The 21,891-nt window shown below is 62.1% G+C and carries 8 protein-coding genes; 6 read left to right on the forward strand and 2 right to left on the reverse strand.

The window, feature by feature from the left end; genetic code table 11:
- Nucleotides 1-37 precede the first annotated feature (37 nt).
- The 6 genes from ACYZUC_RS29220 to relB all read left to right on the forward strand — a co-directional run bounded on the left by ACYZUC_RS29220 (nt 38) and on the right by relB (nt 18,346).
- A complete protein-coding gene (locus ACYZUC_RS29220; RefSeq protein ID WP_461992085.1) occupies nt 38-1,096 on the forward strand; it encodes a TauD/TfdA family dioxygenase in 1,059 nt (352 codons plus the stop codon).
- An 11-nt stretch (nt 1,097-1,107) separates the two neighbouring features.
- Entirely contained in the window at nt 1,108-4,206 is a 3,099-nt protein-coding gene (locus ACYZUC_RS29225; protein WP_461992087.1) for a non-ribosomal peptide synthetase, read from the forward strand.
- Nucleotides 4,203-16,001 (forward strand): amino acid adenylation domain-containing protein, encoded by an 11,799-nt coding sequence (locus ACYZUC_RS29230; RefSeq protein ID WP_461992088.1) that lies wholly within the window; start codon nt 4,203-4,205, stop codon nt 15,999-16,001. Before ACYZUC_RS29225 ends, ACYZUC_RS29230 begins: the two co-directional genes overlap by 4 nt.
- Before the next feature lie 93 nt (nt 16,002-16,094).
- Nucleotides 16,095-17,060: an alpha/beta hydrolase gene (locus tag ACYZUC_RS29235; protein WP_461992090.1), complete on the forward strand. Its 966-nt coding sequence runs from the start codon at nt 16,095-16,097 to the stop codon at nt 17,058-17,060.
- A 321-nt stretch (nt 17,061-17,381) separates the two neighbouring features.
- Complete coding sequence (locus ACYZUC_RS29240) at nt 17,382-18,077, forward strand: DUF1963 domain-containing protein (protein WP_461992092.1); 696 nt, start codon at nt 17,382-17,384, stop codon at nt 18,075-18,077.
- An 89-nt stretch (nt 18,078-18,166) separates the two neighbouring features.
- Nucleotides 18,167-18,346: a type II toxin-antitoxin system RelB family antitoxin gene (relB, locus tag ACYZUC_RS29245; RefSeq protein WP_461992094.1), complete on the forward strand. Its 180-nt coding sequence runs from the start codon at nt 18,167-18,169 to the stop codon at nt 18,344-18,346.
- A 55-nt stretch (nt 18,347-18,401) separates the two neighbouring features.
- Here relB and ACYZUC_RS29250 read toward each other — a convergent pair whose 3' ends face one another.
- Both ACYZUC_RS29250 and ACYZUC_RS29255 read right to left on the reverse strand, forming a co-directional pair.
- Nucleotides 18,402-19,253: a hypothetical protein gene (locus tag ACYZUC_RS29250; protein WP_461992096.1), complete on the reverse strand. Its 852-nt coding sequence runs from the start codon at nt 19,251-19,253 to the stop codon at nt 18,402-18,404.
- A 203-nt stretch (nt 19,254-19,456) separates the two neighbouring features.
- The gene (locus tag ACYZUC_RS29255) at nt 19,457-21,874 is read right to left on the reverse strand and encodes a TonB-dependent siderophore receptor (protein ID WP_461992097.1); all 2,418 of its coding nucleotides are present in this window, start codon (nt 21,872-21,874) and stop codon (nt 19,457-19,459) included.
- Nucleotides 21,875-21,891: the final 17 nt, after the last annotated feature.

A 21,891-nucleotide genomic window follows, 5' to 3' on the forward strand; every position in this document is an offset into this window, starting at 1 on the left:
AACCGGGCGCCGCCGTCATCATTTTCTGGAGGGGTTTATGACTGTTTCAACCACCAAGTCCATTCCCAAAATCGGCCGCGGTGCGCGCAAGAGCCTGTCCACCGACCCGACCCGGCTGGTGAGTTTTGCGCCGATGTTCGACGGTGCCAGCATGCCGCTGGTGTGCCGCCCGGCAGTGCCTGGTGTGAGCCTGGTGGAGTGGGCGACAGAGAATCGCGCCCTGATCGAAAGCAAGCTGCTTGATCACGCGGTGATTCTGTTCCGTGGCTTCCAGGTGGCTGACATCGCTGAATTCAACCGTTGCGTGGCGGCGATTTCCGACGGCGCCCTGGAGTACCTGTTCCGCGCCTCGCCACGGACCCAGATCACCGGTCAGTTCAAAATCTACAGCTCCACCGATTACCCGGCGGCAGAGAAAATTTTCCCGCACAACGAGCATTCCTATTCGCCGGTGTTCCCGCGTCACCTGTACTTCTACTGCGACACGCCCTCGACCACCGGCGGCGAAACCCCGTTCGGCGACACCCGCGAAATCCTCGCGCGAATCGACCCGGCCGTGCGCGAGGAGTTTCAGCGTAAACGCATCATGTACGTGCGTAACTACGGCGACGGCATGGGGCTGCCATGGCAGACCGTGTTCCAGAGCGAAGATCGCGGCGAAGTCGAAGCCTACTGCGCGAAGATCGGCATTCAGGCCGAGTGGAAATCGGGCAATCGCCTGCGCACCCGGCAAAACGGCCCGGCCATCGTGCGCCATCCGCTGACGGGCGAGCGCATCTGGTTCAACCACGGCACCTTCTTCAACGCGCTGACCCTGCCGGACAGCATCCGCGACAACCTGCTGCGTGAATTCGGCCCGCTGGACCTGCCGCAAAACACCTTCTTCGGCGACGGCTCGGTCATTCCCGATGACGTGATCCGCCACCTGCAAGGCATCTACCGCGACGTGATGGTCGAGTTCGCCTGGGAGAAGGGCGACGTGGTCCTGCTGGACAACATCCTCAGCGTGCATGCGCGCAACGAATTCACTGGCTACAGAAAAATTCTCACGGCCATGGCCATCGCGCAGAAAAGCGCCGACCTGGATCAGGAATAAGGACCCTCGACATGAACACCACCGCCCTCGAACCTTCGGTAGACGTTTTCCAGACTTCGGCTCAGCAGGCCTTTTATTTGCGCGCTCAGGAGCTGGGCGGACAGCCGCTGTTCGCCGCCCTGACCGTGCCGGTCGCCCAGGCTGTGGAGGCGCCGGCATTGCGCGCGGCACTGGATGAACTGGGCCAGCGCCATGAAACACTGCGCACGATCTATCGTCGCCTGCCGGGCATGAAATGGCCTGTGCAAAGTCTGTGCGACGAGCTGCCGGTGACGTTGCTGGGTCGTGTGTCTTCGCTGGCCGAAGCGTTGAGTCGCAGCCGTGAAGCCCTGGCTGAGGCACCGGGTCGGGTGCTGGTGGTGGCGCACGTGGAAACCACGGACGGTCAGCATTTCGTCACGTTGCTGGCGCCGGCCAGCAGCCTCGATGAAGCGTCGTTGCGGGTTCTGTCGGTGGAACTGGCGAGCCTGCTGCGCGGCGAAACACTGGCCGACAATCAGGAAGATTTGCAGTACCTGGATTACACCGCGTGGCAGGAAGAACTGCGCGAAGAAGACATCGGCCATCAAGGCGCCGCGTTCTGGCGCAACCTGCAACAGCAGTTCGCGCAGGCCCATCATCTGCCTTTCGAAAAGGCCGTTGAAGTGACGCTGGCTCGCCATCAGGCGACGCTCGGTGACGCGGCATGGCTGGCCGGTGTGCAACGGGTGGCCGAGGCTCAGGGCGTCGAAGCGCAGCGCGTGGCGTTGTTGCTGTGGAGCGCGTTTGTGGCGCGCATCGACAATCAGGAAAAGTTGCTGATGGGCTGGGAAGTGGCGGGGCGCACCGAGCAGACCGAAGCGACCCTCGGGCGTTTCGCCCGTCGTTTGCCAGTGGCGTTCGATCACCGCAGCCACGAAACCCTGGCGCAAGCGCTGGCCTCGTTTGCTGGCAACGTCGAGCAATCGCTGTCCTGGCTCGACTGCCTCAACGAGTTCGAACTGAGCGCCGAAGTCGCGACGCCGCTGCGTTATGGCCTGGTGTATCAGGCCGATGCCGACGTGAACATTGAAGTGGACGATGCCAACCCGGAAGTCCTGCGCCTGCGGGTTCAGGGTGAACACTTGCAGCTGTCGTGCCTGGCCGGCGCGGTGCCCGAGTCGATGCTGGCGGCGTGGCTGGAACAGTTTGTCGAGTTCAGCCGCCAGTTGCTGGCCTCGCCCGAGCTGACCCTGGGCCAGGCGACGCAGGTCAACGCGGTGCAACTGACCCGTTTGATCGAAGACTTCAACCCGCTGGCCGCCGAGCAAGCACTGCCGCATTGCTACCTGCAAGACCTGTTCAGCGAACAGGCACGCCTGCATCCGCAGCGCATCGCCGTCAGCGTCAATGGCCAACGCCTGAGCTACGCCGAACTGGATGCACGCTCCAACCAAGTCGCCAATACCCTGCGCGCCCAAGGCGTGGCACCGGATGAAATCGTCGCGGTCTACGGCCAGCGCTCGTTGGAAATCGTCATTGCACTGCTCGGCACACTCAAGGCCGGCGCCGCTTACTTGCCGCTCGATCCCAACTACCCGATCGAGCGTCTGGCGTTCATGTTGCAGGACGCCGCTGCGCGTCAGGTGCTGGCCTGCCAGCCGCTGCCGGAAGCGTTGCACGGCGAGCGGGTGATTTCGCTGATGCCGCAGGCCGAAGTCTGGTCCGCATCGCAGGAGCAGCCGGTGCCGCTGGGCGACAGTGCCAATCTCGCGTACGTGATTTACACCTCCGGTTCCACCGGAAAACCCAAGGGCGTGATGATCAGTCACGCCAACGCGGTGGCCTCGACTCTCGCACGCAGCACGTTTTATCGTCAGCCTTTGCGCGCGTTCCTGATGCTCTCGTCGTTCTCCTTCGACAGCTCGGTGGCCGGGGTTTTCTGGGCGTTGGGGCAGGGCGCGACCCTGTGCCTGCCGGACGAAGACAGCTACAAGGACCCGGCGCTGCTGGCGGCGCTGATCCAGCGTGAAGAGGTTTCCCATTACCTGACCTTGCCGTCCTACCACGCGCAGATTCTCGAACACCTCGGCGACCATGCCCTGGCCTGTGTGATCGTGGCCGGCGAAGCATGCAGCAACGCCTTGGTTGCGCGACATCGCGAGGCCCTGCCGCAGGTGGCGCTGGTCAACGAATACGGGCCGACCGAAGGCACGGTCTGGTGTTCGGCGTGGGAACTGCCGCTAGGTCAGGACGACGACACCATTCCGATTGGCCAGCCGATTCCGGGGATGCGCATTCACGTGCTGGGCCCGGATCTGACGCCGGTGGCCGTGGGCGTCGAAGGTGAGCTGTATGTTGGCGGCGCCGGCATTGCCCGGGGCTATCTCAAGCGTGCCACGCTGACCGCCGAACGTTTTGTGCCCGACCTGTTTGCGAAGCAGGCCGGTCAACGCCTGTACCGCACCGGCGACCTTGCACGTTATCGCGCCGACGGTGTGCTGGAGTACCTCGGCCGGGTCGATCATCAAGTGAAAATCCGTGGCTTCCGCATCGAACTGGGCGAGATCGAATCCGCCATGCGCAGCGCCCCCGGCATCGAAGACGCCGCCGTGATCGCCCGTGAAACGCCGACCGGTCCGCAACTGCTGGGCTTCGTGATTTCCCCGGCCGACACCGCCGACATCCGCCTCAACGAATTGCGCAGCCACCTCAGCGAAGCGCTGCCGGAGCACATGCAACCTGCGCGCTTGCAGGTGCTGGAACGCTTCCCGCTGATGCCCAACGGCAAACTCAACCGCCAGGCCTTGCTCGACCTCGACGTGCGCCGCAGTGCCTTCGTCGCCCCGCGCACCGACCTGGAAAAAGTCCTGGCGGCGATCTGGGCCGAAGCGCTGCACGTGGAGCGTGTCGGCGTGAACGACAGTTTCTTCGAGCTGGGCGGCCACTCGCTGCTGGCGACGCGGATTCGTGCACGGATTCAGGAAGAACTGAACCTGGCGATCCCGCTGAAGCTGTTCTTCGAAGGCGACACCCTGGAGCGCCTGGCGGCGGAAATCGAGCAGTTCCGTCAGCACAGTGAACACAAAGAAAACGATGTAGACGCGCTGGAAGCGTTGTTCGACGAAGTGGATGAGGAACACACGCGATGAGTGCTGCACCGGACAGAATGATGACCCTGGCCCAGCGTTTCTGCGGCTTGAGCCTGGACGCGCGGCGTGCCTTGCAAGAAAAGATGCACGCGCAAGGCCTGACCCTTGAGCTGCTGCCGATCCCGCCAAGGGACCCGGCGGTCGACACGTTGCCGGCGTCGTACGCGCAGCAGCGCTTGTGGTTTTTGTGGCAGATGCAGCCGCAGGCGACCGCGTACAACCTGACCGGTGCCTTTCGCCTGAGCGGTGAACTCAACCGCGCCGCGCTGGCGCAAACCCTCGCTGCGCTGGTGCAGCGTCATGAAGTGCTGCGCACCACCTTCGTGTTCGATGAGCAGCAGGCGCTGCAAAAAATCCACCCGCAGATGGACGCGCCGCTGGTCGAGGCCAACGCCGCCGACGAGGCCGAACTGCATCGCCAGATCGCCCTCAACGCCGAGCAGCCATTCGACTTGCAGCACGGTCCGCTGATGCGCTGCCGGTTGATCCGCCTCGACGCGCAGCAGCATGTGCTGGTGCTGACGTTCCATCACATCGTCACCGACGGCGGCTCGTTGCCGATTCTGTTGCAGGAATTCACCCAGCTCTACGCGCAACTCAGCGCCGGGCAAGCGCCGCAACTTCCGGAGTTGGGCATTCAGTACGCCGATTTTGCGCGCTGGCAGCGCTTGTGGCTGGAGGCCGGCGAGGCCGAGCGTCAGCTTGCTTACTGGCGTGAACAACTGGGTCGCGAGCACCCGCTGCTGAACCTGCCGACCGACCGCCGTCGCCCGGCGATCCCGAGCCAGCAGGGCGCCAGCGTCGAGCTGAATGTGCCGGCGTCCCTGGCGTCTGCTCTGAAAGATCTCGCCCGTCGCGAAGGCTGCACGCTGTTCATGGTGCTGATGGCCTCGTTGCAAACCCTGTTGCATCGCTACAGCGGCGAGCAGGACATTCGCGTCGGCGTGCCGATTGCCAACCGTACCCGTCAGGATGTGGAAAACCTGCTGGGCTTTTTCGTCAACACTCAGGTGCTGCGTACCCAACCCCATGCCGACCAGCCATTTTTGCAATTGCTGGCCGAGGTCAAGATGGCGGCACTGGGCGCGCAGGCGCATCAGGATTTGCCTTTTGAGCAGTTGGTCGATGGGCTGGATGTCGAACGCAGCCTGAGCCACACGCCGTTGTTCCAGGTGATGTTCAACCACCAGCGCGATGCTGGCGGCGAACAGCGCTGGGACTTGCCGGGCCTGAGCGTCGAGCCGCTGATCTGGGACGAAAAAACCACCAAGTTCGAGCTGATGCTCGACACCGTGGAGAGCGACGACGGCATCCACGCCTCGTTCGTCTATGCCACCGAATTGTTCGACGCTTCAACCGTCGAGCGTCTCGGCCAGCATTGGCTGAATCTGTTGCAAGCCATCTGCGCCGACGGCTCGGTCGCCTTGGCGGACCTGAGCATGCTTTCCTCAAACGAGCAGCACGCCACCTTGCTGGACTGGAACCGAAGCGCCGCTTCGCAGGCCACGAACACGCTGTGCGCGCATCAACTGATCGAAGCCCAGGCCGCCGCGCACCCACACAACATCGCGGTGACCTGCGACGGCGCGACCCTCAGCTACGCGCAACTGAACCAACAGGCCAACTGCATCGCCCAGCGTCTGCGCGAACGCGGCGTCGGGCCGGACGTGTTGGTGGGGATCGCGCTGGAGCGGTCGCTGGAAATGATCGTCAGCGTGCTGGCGATCCTCAAGGCTGGCGGCGCCTACGTGCCGCTGGACCCGGAATATCCGCAGGATCGTCTGGCCTACATGCTGGCCGACAGCGGCACGCGCTTGCTGCTGACCGATTCCGCGCTGCTGCCGCGTCTGCCGTTGTCCGAAGGCATCGAAGTGATTTGCCTCGACCACGCCAGTGACTGGCTGAATGAGGCGTCCGTCGAGAACCTGCCGAACCTGACCCGTCCGGAAAACCTGGCGTACGTCATCTACACCTCCGGTTCCACCGGCAAACCCAAAGGCACCTTGTTGCCGCACAGCAACCTGACCCGTCTGTTCAGCGCCACCGAACACTGGTTCGGTTTCAACGCGGACGATGTCTGGAGCCTGTTCCATTCCTACGCCTTCGACTTCTCCGTCTGGGAAATCTTTGGCGCCTTGTTCTACGGTGGCAAGCTGGTGGTGGTGCCGCACGCCATCAGCCGTTCCCCGGAAGAGTTCGCCCGCCTGCTGTGTGATGAGCAGGTCACGGTGCTCAACCAGACCCCGTCGGCGTTCCGTCAGTTGATGCCGTTTGCCTGCGCCAATGCCCAGGGCATGGCCCTGCGTTATGTGGTGTTTGGCGGCGAGGCGCTGGACGTCGCGAGCCTGCGTCCGTGGTACGACGCGTTCGCCGAGCAGCAGCCGTTGCTGATCAACATGTACGGCATCACCGAAACCACGGTGCATGTGACGTACCGGCCGTTGTCCCGCGCCGATCTCGACGGGGTCAACAGTTCGCCGCTGGGCGAGCCGATTGCCGACCTGCGCTGGTACGTGCTCGACCCACGCCTGAACCCGGTGGCCAAGGGCTGCGTCGGCGAGCTGTACGTTGGCGGCGCAGGTCTGGCGCGGGGTTATCACCAGCGCGCCGATCTGACCGCCACGCGGTTTGTCCCGGACCTGTTCGCCGCCGAGGCGGGTGCACGTCTGTATCGCACCGGCGATCTGGCGCGCTATTGCGCCGATGGCAGCATCGAGTACGCCGGGCGTATCGACCATCAAGTGAAGATTCGTGGCTTCCGCATTGAGCTGGGGGAAATCCAGGACCGTCTGCAAAGTCACCCGGCCATTGAACAAGCGCTGGTGCTGGCGCCCGAGATCAATGGCAGTCAGCAATTGGTCGCCTGGTTCACCGTCACCCAGGACGTCGCCGATTTGCGTCAGTCGCTGCGTGAACATTTGCAGGCCGGTCTGCCGGATTACATGGTGCCGGCGCATTTGCTCAAGCTCGACCAGTGGCCGCTGACCAGCAACGGCAAGCTCGACCGCAACGCGTTGCCCAAGCCTGATGCTGCCCTGGCGCAGGAGGTTTACACGGCGCCGGTGGACGACCTGCAAGCCGAGTTGGCGGCGATCTGGCAAGACGTGCTCAAGCTTGAGCGTGTGGGGATCGACGACAACTTCTTCGAACTGGGCGGCGATTCGATCATCTCGATTCAGGTGGTCAGCCGTGCGCGTCAGGCCGGGATACGCATCACCCCTCGCGACCTGTTTCAACACCAGACCGTGCAGAGTCTGGCGAAGGTCGCGCAGCGCAGCGCCGGTCTGGTCATCGATCAGGGCCCGGTGCGCGGCGACGTGCTGCTGACACCGATCCAGCACTGGTTTTTCGAGCAGGCCATTGAAGCCCGGGACCACTGGAACCAATCGGTGCTGCTGGAACTTCGCGAGCCGCTGGACAGCGCGTGCCTGCAACAGGCATTGGCCGCGCTGCTGGACCATCACGACGCGCTGCGCCTGCGTTTGCATCAAGTGAATGGCCTGTGGCAACAGGCTCAGGCCGAGCACTGGAACAGCGCCGAATTGCTGTGGCAGCGTCAGGCTGCGAATGCCGACGAGTTGCTGGATCACTGCAACGCCGCACAGGCCAGCCTGAATTTGCACGACGGTCCGCTGCTGCGCGCCTTGCTGGTGGACATGGGCGCGGGCGGTCAGCGCTTGCTGCTGGTGGTGCATCATTTGGTGGTGGACGGTGTGTCCTGGCGTCTGTTGCTCGAAGATTTGCAAACGGCCTACGACCAGGCGCGTCAGGCTCAACCCCTGCGCCTGCCGGCCAAATCCAGCGCCTATCAAGCGTGGGCGGCGCGTTTGCAAACCCATGCGCAAAGTCCCGAACTGGCGAGCCAAGCGGCTTACTGGCAGCGCCAATACCACGACGTGGTGGTGGACCTGCCCGCCGATAATCCGCAAGGCAGCCTCGCCAGCCAACACGCCGTGAGCGTGGAAACCGTGCTCGACAGCACCTTCACCCGCCAACTGCTGCAAGACGCGCCAGCGGCGTACCGCACACAGGTCAACGACCTGTTGCTGACGGCGTTGGCGCGGGTGCTGGGCGACTGGACCGGCCAGCCATCGACCCTGGTCAAACTGGAAGGCCATGGTCGTGAAGACCTGTTCGACGACATCGACCTGACCCGCACCGTGGGTTGGTTCACCTCAATATTCCCGGTCAAGTTGACCCCGGCCGCCGATCTGGCCGGGAGCATCAAGGCGGTCAAGGAACAGCTGCGCGCCGTGCCGGACAAAGGCATTGGTTTCGGCATCCTGCGGTATCTGGCGCAGGCCGGTCTTGAGGATTTGCCGCAGCCGCAGATCACGTTCAACTACATGGGCCAGTTCGATGCCAGTTTCGATGAGCAGGCACCGTGGCGCCCGGCCGGTGAAAGCGGCGGCTCCGAGCAGGGCGCTTCGGCTTCGCTGGACCGTGGCCTGAGCATTAACGGTCAGGTCTACGCCGGGCAACTGCGCCTGAGCTGGACCTTCAGCCGCGAAGTCTTTGCCGAGCACACCGTGCAGCGTCTGGCCGAGGCCTATGCCGCTGAGCTGCAACAACTGATCGAACATTGCCTCAGCGGTGCCGGTGGCCTGACGCCGAGTGACGTGCCGCTGGTCAGCGTCGATCAGGCGCAACTCGATGCACTGCCGCTGGCGGCGCGTGAGATCGAAAACATCTTCCCGCTGTCGCCGATGCAGGAAGGCATGTTGTTCCACAGCCTGTTCGCCCCGGATGCCGGCGCCTACATCCCGCAAATGCGCGTGGACGTGCAGGGCATCGAGGTCGAGGCGTTCCGCAGCGCCTGGCAACAGACGCTGGAAAACCATGAAGTGTTGCGCGCCGCGTTCTTCAGCGAGAGCAATGGCTCGCGTCCGCTGCAAGTGATTCTGGCCAACGCCACGCTGCCTGTGACCGTGCTTGATTGGCGCAATGAAGCGGATCAGGCACACGCCCTGGAACGTCTGGCCGAAGACGATCGCCTGCGCGGTTTCGACCTGACAGTCGCGCCGTTGCTGCGCCTGACCCTAGTGCAGACCTCGCACGACACCCATCACCTGATCTTCACCAACCACCACATTCTGCTGGACGGCTGGAGCACCTCGCAGCTGTTCGGCGAAGTGTTGCAGCGTTACTCCGGTGTGATGCCGGTGGCGAGCGGCGGTCGTTATCGTGATTACATGACGTGGCTGGGCGGGCGTGATCGCGCTGCGTGCGAAGCGTTCTGGCTGGAGCAGTTGCAGGCGTTCAACGAGCCGACCCGTTTGGCCGGTGCGATGCCGGGACCGGTCGCAGGGCAGGGCGACGGTCATCGCACCGTTCACCTGAGCCTGGACCGGGCGGCCACCGAACGCCTGAGCGGCTTTGCCCGTCAGGCCCGCGTGACGCCGAACACCTTGCTGCAAGCGGCGTGGCTGTTGCTGTTGCAGCGCTACACCGGCCAGCGCACCGTCGCGTTCGGCGCCACGGTGTCGGGTCGTCCGAGCGAGTTGCAGGGGATCGAGCAGCAAATCGGCCTGTTCATCAACACCTTGCCGGTGATCGCCACGCCGCATCCCGAGCGCACGGTCAGCCAGTGGGTGGACGAGGTGCAGGCGCTCAACCTCAAATTGCGCGATGTCGAATACACGCCGCTGGCCGATGTGCAACGTTGGGCCGGGCACTCGGGCGAGTCGCTGTTCGACACGCTGCTGGTGTTCGAAAACTACCCGGTCGCCGAGGCGCTGGAGGGTGGTAATCCGAGTGCGCTGAAGTTCTCCGGTATCAGCAATCACGATCAGACCAGTTTCCCGCTGGCCATCGCCGCCGAGCTGGGCGAGTGCCTGGACCTGCGCTTCAATTACGACACGACACTGTTTACCGCCGAGGCCATCGACGGCCTGAGCAAGCGTCTGGTGGCGTTGCTCGATGCCATGGTGCGCGAGCCGCAACAAGCCTTGGGCCGCCTGAGCCTGCTCGACGCTGCGCAGACCGAGCAACAAGTGCAAGGCTTCAACGACACCGCCGTGACCTGGCCCGACGTGCGTCCGGTCCACCTGTGCTTCGAAGCCCAGGTGCTGAAAACCCCGGACGCCCAGGCGTTGGTGTTTGCCGGTCAGAGCCTGACGTATCGCCAACTCAACCAGCAGGCCAACCGACTGGCGCACTACCTGCGCGCCCAAGGTGTCGGCGCCGAAGTGCTGGTGGGGATTGCCGCCGAGCGTTCGCTGGAACTGGTGATCGGTCTGCTCGCGATCATGAAGGCCGGTGGCGCCTATGTGCCGCTGGACCCGGATTACCCGCGCGAGCGCCTGGAACACATGTTCGAGGACAGCGGCGTGCACGTGCTGCTGACCCAGCGTCATCTGCTGGCGCAATTGCCGATTCCCGCCGGGACCACGGCGATCTGCCTGGACGACAGCGCTCGACTGGTCCAAGGCTTGAGCGAGGAAAACCTGCCGTGCGTGGTCGAGTTGCAGTCGCTGGCCTACATGATTTACACCTCCGGCTCCACCGGTAAACCGAAGGGCGCGGCCAACCGTCACGATGCGTTGTTCAACCGCATCGAGTGGATGCAGGGCGCATACCCGCTGGACGGTCGCGACACCGTGCTGCAAAAGACTCCGTTCAGTTTTGACGTGTCGGTGTGGGAGTTCTTCTGGCCGCTGATGGTCGGTGCGCGACTTGCGGTGGCCGAACCGGGCGCCCATCGCGACCCGGCGCAGCTGGTGCGTTTGATCGAGCAATATCAGGTCAGCACCCTGCATTTCGTGCCGTCGATGTTGCAAGCATTTGTTCAGGGCGAAGGCTTTGAGCGTTGCGCCAGCCTGCGGCAGATCATGTGCAGCGGCGAAGCGCTGTCGGCGGATTTGCAGAACAGCCTGTTCCGCGTGCTGCCCGGCGTCGGTTTGTACAACCTGTACGGGCCGACCGAAGCCGCCATCGACGTGACCCACTGGACGTGCGTCGATGACGGCTCGATCAGCGTGCCGATCGGCTACCCGATTGCCAACCTGGTGACCTACATTCTCGACGACAGCCTGCAACCGCAAGTGGTGGGTTGCGTCGGTGAGCTGTACTTGGGCGGCATCGGTCTGGCGCGGGGTTACCATCGCCGTCCAGACCTGACGGCGGAGCGTTTTGTCGCCAGCCCGTTCGGCGCACAGGGCGAGCGGCTGTATCGCACCGGCGACCTGGCGCGTTATCGCGATGACGGCGTGATCGAATACGTCGGCCGCATCGACCATCAAGTGAAGATCCGTGGCTTGCGCATCGAACTGGGTGAAATCGAAGCGTGCCTGCTGGAGCATCCACAGGTGCGCGAGGCGGTGGTGATCGCGCTGGATGTCGGCAAGTCCAAGCAACTGGTGGCTTACGTGGTCGGCCAGTCGTTGGTGCTCGATGCGCTCAAACAGCACCTGCGCAACGCGCTGCCCGAGCACATGCAACCGAGCCATGTGATGTTGCTTGAGCAACTGCCCGTGACGCCGAACGGCAAGCTTGATCGCCGCGCGTTGCCGCAACCTGATCAGCAGGTTCGTCAATACGTCGCGCCGCGCAATGCCGTGGAGGCGACGCTGCAAGAGGTCTGGCAGGCGCTGTTCGAAGTGCCGGTCGGCATTCAGGACAACTTCTTCGAACTGGGCGGCGACTCCATCGTGTCGATCCAGGCGGTCAGCCGTGCACGCAAGGCCGGTCTGAGCATTTCGCCGAAACACGTGTTCAGCCACCCGACCATCGCCGAACTGGCGACCGTCGCCCAGGCTGTGGAAACCGAGGAAGCCGCGCCGGTAGTTGCTGTGCCGGCGCTGAAGATCGAGCTGAGCGAAGCGCAATATCAGGCGCTGGCATTGACGGCAGACGAGGTGGACGACGTTTATCCACTGTCGCCGATGCAGCAGGGCATGCTGTTCCACTCGGTGCAGGACGGCGACTCGGGGCTGTACGTCAACCAGATCGAAGTGGGCGTGCGTGGCGTTGACGGTCCGCGTTTCCGCGAAGCCTGGGCCGACGCCGCGCAGCGTCACGCGATCCTGCGCACCGCATTCCTGTGGGAGGGCGACAAGGAGCCGCTGCAAGTGGTGTTGCGCAATGCGCCGACGCTGCTGACCGAGCTGGACTGGCGCGGTCTGGATAACCAGCCCGAGCGTGTGCGCCAATTGGCCGCCGATGAACGTGAACGTGGCTTCTCGCTGAATCGTGCGCCGTTGTTGCGCCTGCTGCTGGTGCGTCTGGAAGACGACCGCTATCGCCTGATCTGGACCTATCACCACATCCTCATGGACGGCTGGAGTGTGTCGCGCCTGATCGGTGAAGTGCTGCGTCATTACAGTGGCGACGCGCAGGAACCGGTGGCCGCGTATCGCGACTACATCGACTGGCTCGGCCAGCAAGTCGCCGAGGTCAGCGAAGCGTTCTGGAAAGCCAGACTCAACGCCCTCGAAGGCGCCACGCACCTGGCCCGCGCATTACCGGTGAAGGCGCCGCAAGCGGGTTATCACGCGATCTATACGCACCTGAATGCGCAGCAGACCGCACGTTTGCAGGCGTTTGCCCAGCAACAGCAAGTCACGCTCAACACCCTGGTGCAAGCCGCGTGGCTGCTGCTGTTGCAGCGCTACACCGGCCAGCGCACGGTGACGTTCGGCGCCACGGTGTCGGGCCGACCGGAAACCCTCAACGGTTCGGAGAACATGCTCGGGCTGTTCATCAACACCTTGCCGGTGGTCAACAGCGTGCCGACCGAAGCGAGCGTCGGTGACTGGCTGCGCGAGATCCAGGCCTATAACCTCGACATCCGCGACTTCCAGCAAACCCCGCTCAGCGACATTCAACGCTGGGCCGGGCAGGGCGGGCAGTCGCTGTTCGACAGCATCATCGTTTTCGAAAACCAGCCGGTGGACCGCACGTTGCGCGAGTGGAACGGCGATTCCCTGCGCTTCGAAGACGTCTCCGACTTCGGCCTGACCAGCTTCGCCATGGACTTGATGGTCAGCCTCGATGAAGGGTTGCGCATCGAGTACATGCACCAGCGCGATCAGTTCGACCTCGCCACCGTCGAAGTGCTGCGCAGCCACATGGAAAGCCTGATGCAACGCCTGTGCGACAACGCCGGGCGCGCCGTGGGCGAGATCGGTTTGCTGACGCTGGACCAAGGCCGGCAACTGGACGGCGAGCTGCCGACGCTGGCCGACGACCACGAACGGCCGGTGCACGAGCTGATCCGCGAGCGTGCGCGGCTGCAACCGGAGCACACCGCGTTGGTGCTCAGCTACGCCGACCGCGACGCCGAACACTTGAGTTATGCCGAGCTGGATCGGCGTTCCGACGCACTTGCGGTGCACCTGCTGGAGCAGGGCGTGCAGGCCGAAGACGTGATCGGCGTGTTCATGGAACGCTCGCTGGAGCTGGTGGTTTCGCTGCTGGCGGTGATGAAGTGCGGCGCCGCTTATGTGCCGCTGGACCCGCAATATCCGAAGGAACGCCTGCGCTACATGATGGCCGACAGCGACATGCGTTTGCTGCTGACCCAGGAGCGTTTGCGTGACACGGCGCAACTCAATCCGGGCACGCCGATGGTCGCCGTGGATCGCTTGAACCTCGACGTCGAGGTGACGGCGCCGCAAAACAACGTACACGCCGAGCAACTGGCCTACCTGATTTACACCTCGGGCTCGACCGGTAAACCGAAAAGCGTGGCCGTGGCCCACGGGCCGTTGAGCATGCACGTGCAGGCGATTGCCGAGTTGTACGAAATGGACCCGGGCAACCGTGAACTGCATTTCATGTCGTTCGCCTTCGACGGTGCCCATGAACGCTGGATCACCGCGTTGATCAGCGGCTCGACTTTGGTGGTGCGTGACAACACCTTGTGGACCGCCGAACAGACCCTGGCGGTGTTGCACCGTCAACGCATCACCGTCGCCTGCTTCCCGCCGGCGTACTTGCTGCAACTGGCCGAACACGCCGAGTTGCAGGGCGGCCATCCACCGCCGGTGCGCATCTATTGCTTCGGTGGCGATGCGGTGCCGGACGCCACGTTCGAACGGGTCAAGCACACGCTCAAACCGCAATACCTGGTGAACGGTTACGGCCCGACGGAAACCGTGGTCACGCCGCTGCTGTGGAAAATCGCTGCCGACGGTCACTGCGAGGCGATGTATGCGCCGATTGGCCGCCGCGTCGGCACCCGCAGCCTGCATGTGCTGGACATGGACCTCAATCCGTTGCCGGTGGGCATGGTCGGCGAACTGTACATCGGCGGTCGTGGCGTTGCGCGTGGCTACCACCGTCACCCGTGGCAAACCGCCGAGCGCTTCGTCGCCGACCCGTTCAGCAGTGACGGCGGCCGTTTGTACCGCACCGGTGACCTGGTGCGTCGCCGCGAGGATGGCGTGTTCGATTACGTGGGGCGCATCGACCATCAGGTCAAAGTGCGCGGCTTCCGCATCGAACTGGGCGAAATCGAAGCCCGTCTGCGCGAGCACGTCGGGGTCAACGACGCGCTGGTGGTGGTGCGTGACGGCGGGCAGGGGCCGCAACTGATCGGCTATGTGGTCGCGGCTGAAGACGACGGCCTGGGCCTGCGTTGCCAGGCAGCCCTGCGTGAAAGCCTGCCGGATTACATGGTGCCGACGCAGGTCGTGGTGTTGCCGCGTTTCCCGCTGACACCAAACGGCAAGCTCGACCGCAAGGCCTTGCCCGACCCGACCTTCGAGGGCCGCGACTACGTGGCCCCACGCACGCCGCTGGAATGGGCGCTGGCCGAGATCTGGCAGCAAGTGCTGGGCGTCGACAAGGTCGGCATCACCGACAACTTCTTCGAGTTGGGCGGCGACTCGCTGCGCACCCTCAAAGTGATCTCGAAGGTGCGGGCGCTGAATCAGCCGGACTTCCAGTTGAAACTGCGCGACATGATGGCCAAACCGACCATCGCCGGGTTGTCCGGTGTCGATGAGCAACCGCTCAAACAGAGCCCGGAACCGCTGTTGCTGTTGAACCAGCCAGTGGACGATCAGCCGGCGCTGTTCTGCCTGCACGCCGGGTTCGGCACGGTGTTCGACTACGAACCGCTGGCCCGTCGACTGGAAGGCCAGCGCACGGTGTATGGCGTGCAATGCCGCATGCTGCTCGACCGCCAGTGGCACGACACTTCGCTGCAGCAAATGGCTGCGGACTACGTCGAAGCGATCCGCCGCAAGCAACCGCAAGGCCCGTATCACTTGCTGGGCTGGTCGTTGGGCGGGGCGCTGGCGTTGATGGTCGGCGACCTGCTTGAACAGCAGGGCCAGCGTGTGGCATTCGTCGGCCTGGTAGACAGCTTTGTGCCGACCCAGGCCAATGCCGTTGCCAGTGTTGATGAGTGGCGCGCGGACCTGAGCGAGTTCCTCGGTGCCACCTTGAGCATGGACAGCGATGCCATTGCCCAGGCGTTGAGTGTCGAAACCACGGGTGATCAGGACGCTGTCGCGCGGATCATTCGCACGGTGATCGACACCGAAGGCGAGCAGGCCAGCGGTTACGCATTGCTCGGTGCCGATGAGTTGGCGCAGACGTTCATGGTCAGCACGCGCTTGAAGGCGTTGTCGCGGCAGGTCGAAACCTTGCCGCTGCCGCGCGCCGAACTGTGCTGCTGGTGGGCGGATGGCAACCCGACGGCCGAACGCGCGACGCTGGAGCGCCAGCAACCACGGCTGCGCAAAGTGCAAACCGTCACCGCCAGCCACTTCGATATCCTGCAACGGGATGAATGCCTGAGCGCCGTGGTGACGGCACTCGGTCGCGAGGTGGTGGCGCAGGACTAAGGTTTTACCGCGCCAAAACAAGCTCGCCCTAATGAACGGCCCTCACGGTTCGTTTATAGGGCGAGCTTTTTATTTTTTTGGAGACCACCGCCCATGGCACTGCACCCGGACATCGAAGGTTTTCTAGAGCTGGCCGAGTTCGGCCGCCTCACCGGCAAAAGCCTGCCCATGCACGAGCTGAGCCCGACCGAAGCGCGCCAGCAATTCGAACAAACCTCGCAGCTGCTTGACGCCGCACCGATGGGCGCGCTGACCGTGACTGCGGTCAGCATTCCGGCCCGCGACGGCCATCTGCTCAATGCTCGCCTCTATGCTCGCCCATCACTGGGCACGCAGGAGCGCCCGGTGCTGCTGTATTTTCATGGCGGCGGTTACGTGGTCGGCAGCCTCGATTCCCACGGCACCCTGTGCCGCCGACTGGCGCTGGCGGGTGGTTTTGCGGTGCTGTCGGCGGATTATCGACTGGCCCCGGAGCACCGTTTTCCTGTCGCCTACGAGGATGCCGAAGACGTGACGCGTTGGCTCGCCACCACCGGCGCCGGAGCCCTCGGGTTGGACCCGGCACGTATCGCATTGGCAGGGGATAGCGTCGGCGGCAGCCTGGTGGCTTCCTTGTCGATTGCTATCGCCCAGGACCCACAGGCCTGGCTGCTCACGCCACGGCTGCAAGTGTTGTTGTACCCGGTGATCGACGCCGTGGAAAAACGCCCGTCGCTTGCACGTTTCGCCGAAGGCTACCTGCTGGAAGCGACCACGCTGGAATGGTTCTATCAGCAGTATCAACGCAGTGCCGATGATCGCCGCGACTGGCGCTTTTCACCATTGTTCGCCGAAGCCCTGCAAGGGCTGACACCGACCTTACTGTGGCTGGCCGAATACGATCCGCTGCTGGATGAAGGCCTGGCCTGGGCCGAAAAATTGCGTGCCGCCGGACAACCCGTGGTGCTCGACGTAAAGGCCGGCATGACCCACGACTTCGCACGGATGGGGGAGATGGTTCAGGAAGTGCCGGCAATGCTGGAACAACTGGCGGCGCAGATCACTGAAAGCCTGGGTTAATCGTGATCTGTAGGAGCCGGCTTGCCGGCGATGGCCCCACCGCGGTGAATCAGACAAACCGCGTCGCCTGCATCGTCGGAACGCCGCCCGCAGCAAGCCGGCTCCTACAACCTACGCAATCCCTGTAGGAGCCGGCTTGCTGGCGATAAACGATAACGCGGTCTGACTGACCGCCTACCGCGCCATTCACCGGGTTCCTACACCCAAGGTAAAACGCGAAAACTCTGGGGAAATTTCCGACATCTTTTTAGGGTTGGCGCTCGGACGTTCGACGTATAGCGTTGTGGCTCCCTGCAGTTGGCAATGGAGTGATGTACCGGTATGAACATCCAGGAAATCAAAACACGCTTGGCCAGGCCCGCCACAAAATTCATCGCCGGCGGATTTCGTCCTACCCATGGGAATGACGAAAGCTGGCTTGGAAACGTATTCCTGTTTCGCCCGGATGAAGGCGTCCCGAGAAACGACGCCGGAGTTGAACTGCATCCCTTTGCACAATTCCACCTCCCCAGCTTGCCGTTTAACAGTCCGGCACTGGACGGCGTTCGCGTCCTTACCTTGTTTGTTTCCAATCCCTTGCCGGAAGCACTGGACCCGATGGGGAACAACTGGCTGATCAGGGAGTACGGATTTGACGATGTACTTGTCCGCAAAGAGCTGCCGGTAGCAGGCTCATACCTCAAGCCCTTTCCGTTGCTGGCCGAACGGGTCGCAGAGGACTTTCCACTGTGGGATGGCGGTGGCGCACCGGCGGACCTTGAAGAGGAAATTTGCAACCTTCAGCGGACGGGCGAGATAGAAAGCTACTCAGACCTCGTGACTCATACCTACGAACACAAGATTGGCGGCTACCCCTCGTTCTGCCAGTCCGGCGTGGACCTTGGTGATGATTTTGAGTTCGTGTTCCAGATTTCCTCCGACACGAAAATAAACCTGAACGTGGTGGATTGCGGGAGCCTGATGTTCTGGAAGAGCAAAAGTACGGGGGAGTGGGTGCTTTACTACGATTTCTACTAGGCAGGGTATTGAAGCGAATGGCCTGCACCCAGCTGGGCAGCCAGCCGCATACCCATTAGGCTGCTGAATATTGAGCACCGGAGCTGACTATGAGTGCCGAACTTTCCCCCATTGTTTCAGAGTTCGAAACCGAAGAGCAGGCTGCCAGTTACGACCTTTGGTTTCGTGCCAAAGTGCAAGCTTCGCTCGATGATCCACGACCGAATGTCCCGCATTATCAGGTGATGGCTGATATGTGGCTAAAGGTGACAGATCTATATTCTCTGTAAACAAGTCTGTCACCGTTTTGGTGTATCCCGATAGGACAGTTAACGTCGGAGTCTTCTAGATAACTTCAGCAATCCGCCGTAACCGCTCTTTTCGTCGATAAAAGTTATAGAATTTTGCACCATCGAACTCAACGGTTGCTTTGTATAGCTCTTTGGCTTGGTCGACGGCGGGACCCTTTTCAATCACAACCATTTGGATCGAATCCTTTCCTGGCAGCTCACCCGTTTTGTGTTGATTGAAATACAGGCGCAGGTTGGTGCCAGTTCTATTCGGAATGCGTGTCACCGTGTAATTCTCAAAATATTTCTTAAAGGAAAACCCTTGAGATTTTTCATCAATTGACTTGGCTATCTCATCTTTTACTTTGCAACCATATAAATCCTTAGCCTCGGTCATGTATGCAAAGCCGAAGGGAAGGTTAAAAAGCGTGATTGCCTGGTACTCGTAGCCACGATTGCCGGCAAAGTCACTCACCATTGCGTTGATAACATCATCGGTGAATTTAATGCCAATAGTGGATTCCAAGGTCTGAATGACAAGATCCAGGTGATGCCGCATAGCATCCCGTACGGCATTGTTGCGCTTCCCGTTAGTGCGTCTAGCCTGATTGTCAAATTTCGCTGGGTTCGCAAGCTCACAGTCCAGATACTCGGCTTCGACATGATTGGCCAAGCCTTTCACGTCGTAGCCCGTATGCTTTGCGTACAGGATCTGGGCTTGAGTGGTCGGGACTGTTCGGTTAACTAAAAGTATCGGGTTTTTACAAGCTGGACACAGTGCAAACGGTTTGATTTGCCCGTTTATCTCTTGCACATAGGGGTAATCTCGGCGGGTTTTCTGGTTGTAGCCCTGCTCCGTCAGCGGCAGGGGGTTGTCAGGATCTGATTTCAAACTAAAAACGTTCAAGTTGTCCTCCCTCGGTCAGTTCATTACCGACGTTTAATCCATTCACAGAAAAACACGGCTTATCGCATTTTTTTATGGCGGCTGGTGTCATCTTGGCGACCAACCAGGTATGCGAATTTGCTCCACTCTAATCAGTCACCCCCCAAAACCAAAACTGGGCCGCAAGCGGCCCAGTGGTATTTAGCAATTACCTACCCCAACAATCAATAGTTAGCCCGCAACGTCAACGTCAAGTTCCGCGGATCGCCGTAGAAGTTTGTCCCCCACGAAGCATCCACTCGATCGTAGTACTTGCGGTCGAACAGGTTGTTGGCGGTCAATGTCGACGACAGGTTTTCGTTGAACTTGTAGCCGACCTGCGCCGTGGTGATGGCATAGCCGCCTTGTTGGAACTTCACGTCACGCTGGTAGTAGGTGTCACTGACCGCACGCACGCCACCGCCGACGCTGAAGTCCTTGAGCGGACCGTCGGTGAACTCGTACTTGGTCCACAGGTTGAAGTTGTGCCTAGGCGTAATGGTGCTGAAGGTCTTGCCTTTGTTGGCCTTATCGCCGTCCAGGAACTTGGTCGATGTGTAGGCGTAACCGGTGACGATGCTCCAATTCTCGGTCAGATTGCCGCTCAGCTCGGTTTCCCAACCCTCGCTACGTGCCTTGCCTTCGGTCATGTAGGCTCCGGAGGTGTTGTCGTATTCGGCGCGGTTTTCATCGTAGATGCGGAAGGCGGCGATGCTGGCGTTCAGGCGACCGTCATAGAACTCGCGCTTGAGGCCGATCTCGTACTGCTTGCCTTTGCGCGGGCCGACCGGCTCGCCGTCTGTTCCGATTTCGCTCTGTGGTTTGAACACGCCGGTGTAGCTGAAGTAGGCCGACAGTTCCGGGGTGATCTTGCCGATGATGGCGCCGTAAGGCACAACCTTGCGGTTGATACTGGTGTGGGCTTCGCCGAAATTGTTGAAGAAGGTGTTGGCGTTCTTCGCGTCGCTTTCGTACCAGGTCACGCGGCTGCCGCCGATGACATCGAGCCAGTCGGTGACGTTGAACTTGGCACGGGTGTAGAGGCCGTACTGATCGGATTTGGACCAGTTACCGTTGTTGTGCACATAGTCGTTGTGGGGAATGTCGATGCTGCCCGGGTTGTAGACGTTGATCGGGAAGTACTCGCCGCCGCCGTAGGTGAAATCCCTGTCCAGGTGCTGGTACTCGGCGCCCACGGTGAACTCGTGTCTGCGATCCGCGAATTCGAACGGCGTGGTGACGAAACTGTCGACGCCGATGGTTTTGATGTGGGTGTAGTAGTCGTACGCCACGGCCCAGCTGTCACCGGTAGCCGGATCGACGGCACCGTCGGCCCAGGTGAAGTTACGCTGTGGCGTTTCCGCGTCGCGGTAGGTGACGGTGGTCTTGAACTGACCGCCGTTGTCCAGCGCGTGATCGACCTCGGCGAAGGACTCCCAGACTTTCTCGTTCAGGGTGTTCCACTTGGCATCGACGAACGTCGAGCGCGGCACGTCCAGCAACTTGCCGTCGGCAAAGGCCGGCAAGCCGAACGCCGGGGTGGAGTGGTTCTGCTGGTAGGCGCCGCCGACCGACAGGGTGGTGGATGGGTCGAGGTCGAATTCCAGGCGACCGTACACCATCGGGCGTTCGTTCTGGGCGGAGTCGACGAAGGATTTGTTGTTCTCGTAAGCGGTGATGAAGCGACCGCGCACGGTGCCCTGATCGTTCAACGGACCGGTGACGTCTACCATCGAGCGGTAGTGGTCATAGGAACCTGCGCCCAGCTCGCCGCCGAGGGCGAATTTGTTCAGGGCGCGCTTGCGCACCACGTTGATGGTGCCGCCGGGTTCGCCAGCGCCTTGATACAGGCCGGATGGGCCGCGCAGCACTTCGACACGATCGTACATCGCGAGGTCGAAGCTGGTGCCCATGTCGCCCTGGCCGGTCGGTTGCGATACGCCGTCAACCTGCACCTGGTCGACGAGGAAGCCGCGCATGTAGACGTCGTTCAGGCTGGAACCGGAGTTGTACGTCTTGATGGTGACGCCGGTGACCTGGCGCATCGCGTCTTGCAGGCTGTTCATGTTCTGGTCGTCCATGCGCTGGCGCGTGACGACGGACACTGACTGCGGAATATCCTTGAGCTTGATGTTGCCCTTGCCGATGCTGACTTCTTCGGAGGTGTAGGAATGCGTACCTTCGGTGGTAGGCCCCGGCGCCACGCCGGAAATGGCGGTCGCACCCAGTTGCAGCGCACTGGAGTTACCCGCGACCGGAATCAGCGAAACGGTGTTGCCAGTCAGTTGAAACGTAATGCCGCTCCCCAGCAGCAACGTATTCAATGCCTGTTCCGGCTCCAGATTGCCGGAAACCGCCGTGGACTTGAGGCCGTTGACCATGTCCTGGCTGTACAGAATCTGCAGGTCGGTCTGTTGACCCAGTTGCTGCAGCGCGCTGGCCAGCGATTGCGCAGGCACGTTGACGTTCACCGGCGCTGCCTGGACCTGAGAGGTGCCCAGCAGCAACAGGGTCAGCAACGCACCCGGTACGACTGTTCGGAATTTCTTTTGCGGCGCGATGGCCAGAGCCAACGGCGCGCGGGACAGGGTAGGGCTTTGCATTGCTCAAATCGCTCCTA

This window comes from Pseudomonas sp. GT1P32 (assembly GCF_054897805.1).

Bases quoted from the DNA above. Each gene is read 5' to 3' on its own strand.
- ACYZUC_RS29255 (WP_461992097.1), bottom strand. From the start codon at position 21,874: ATGCAAAGCCCTACCCTGTCCCGCGCGCCGTTGGCTCTGGCCATCGCG.
- ACYZUC_RS29225 (WP_461992087.1), top strand. From the start codon at position 1,108: ATGAACACCACCGCCCTCGAACCTTCGGTAGACGTTTTCCAGACTTCG.
- ACYZUC_RS29240 (WP_461992092.1), top strand. From the start codon at position 17,382: ATGAACATCCAGGAAATCAAAACACGCTTGGCCAGGCCCGCCACAAAA.
- ACYZUC_RS29235 (WP_461992090.1), top strand. From the start codon at position 16,095: ATGGCACTGCACCCGGACATCGAAGGTTTTCTAGAGCTGGCCGAGTTC.
- relB (WP_461992094.1), top strand. From the start codon at position 18,167: ATGAGTGCCGAACTTTCCCCCATTGTTTCAGAGTTCGAAACCGAAGAG.
- ACYZUC_RS29230 (WP_461992088.1), top strand. From the start codon at position 4,203: ATGAGTGCTGCACCGGACAGAATGATGACCCTGGCCCAGCGTTTCTGC.
- ACYZUC_RS29220 (WP_461992085.1), top strand. From the start codon at position 38: ATGACTGTTTCAACCACCAAGTCCATTCCCAAAATCGGCCGCGGTGCG.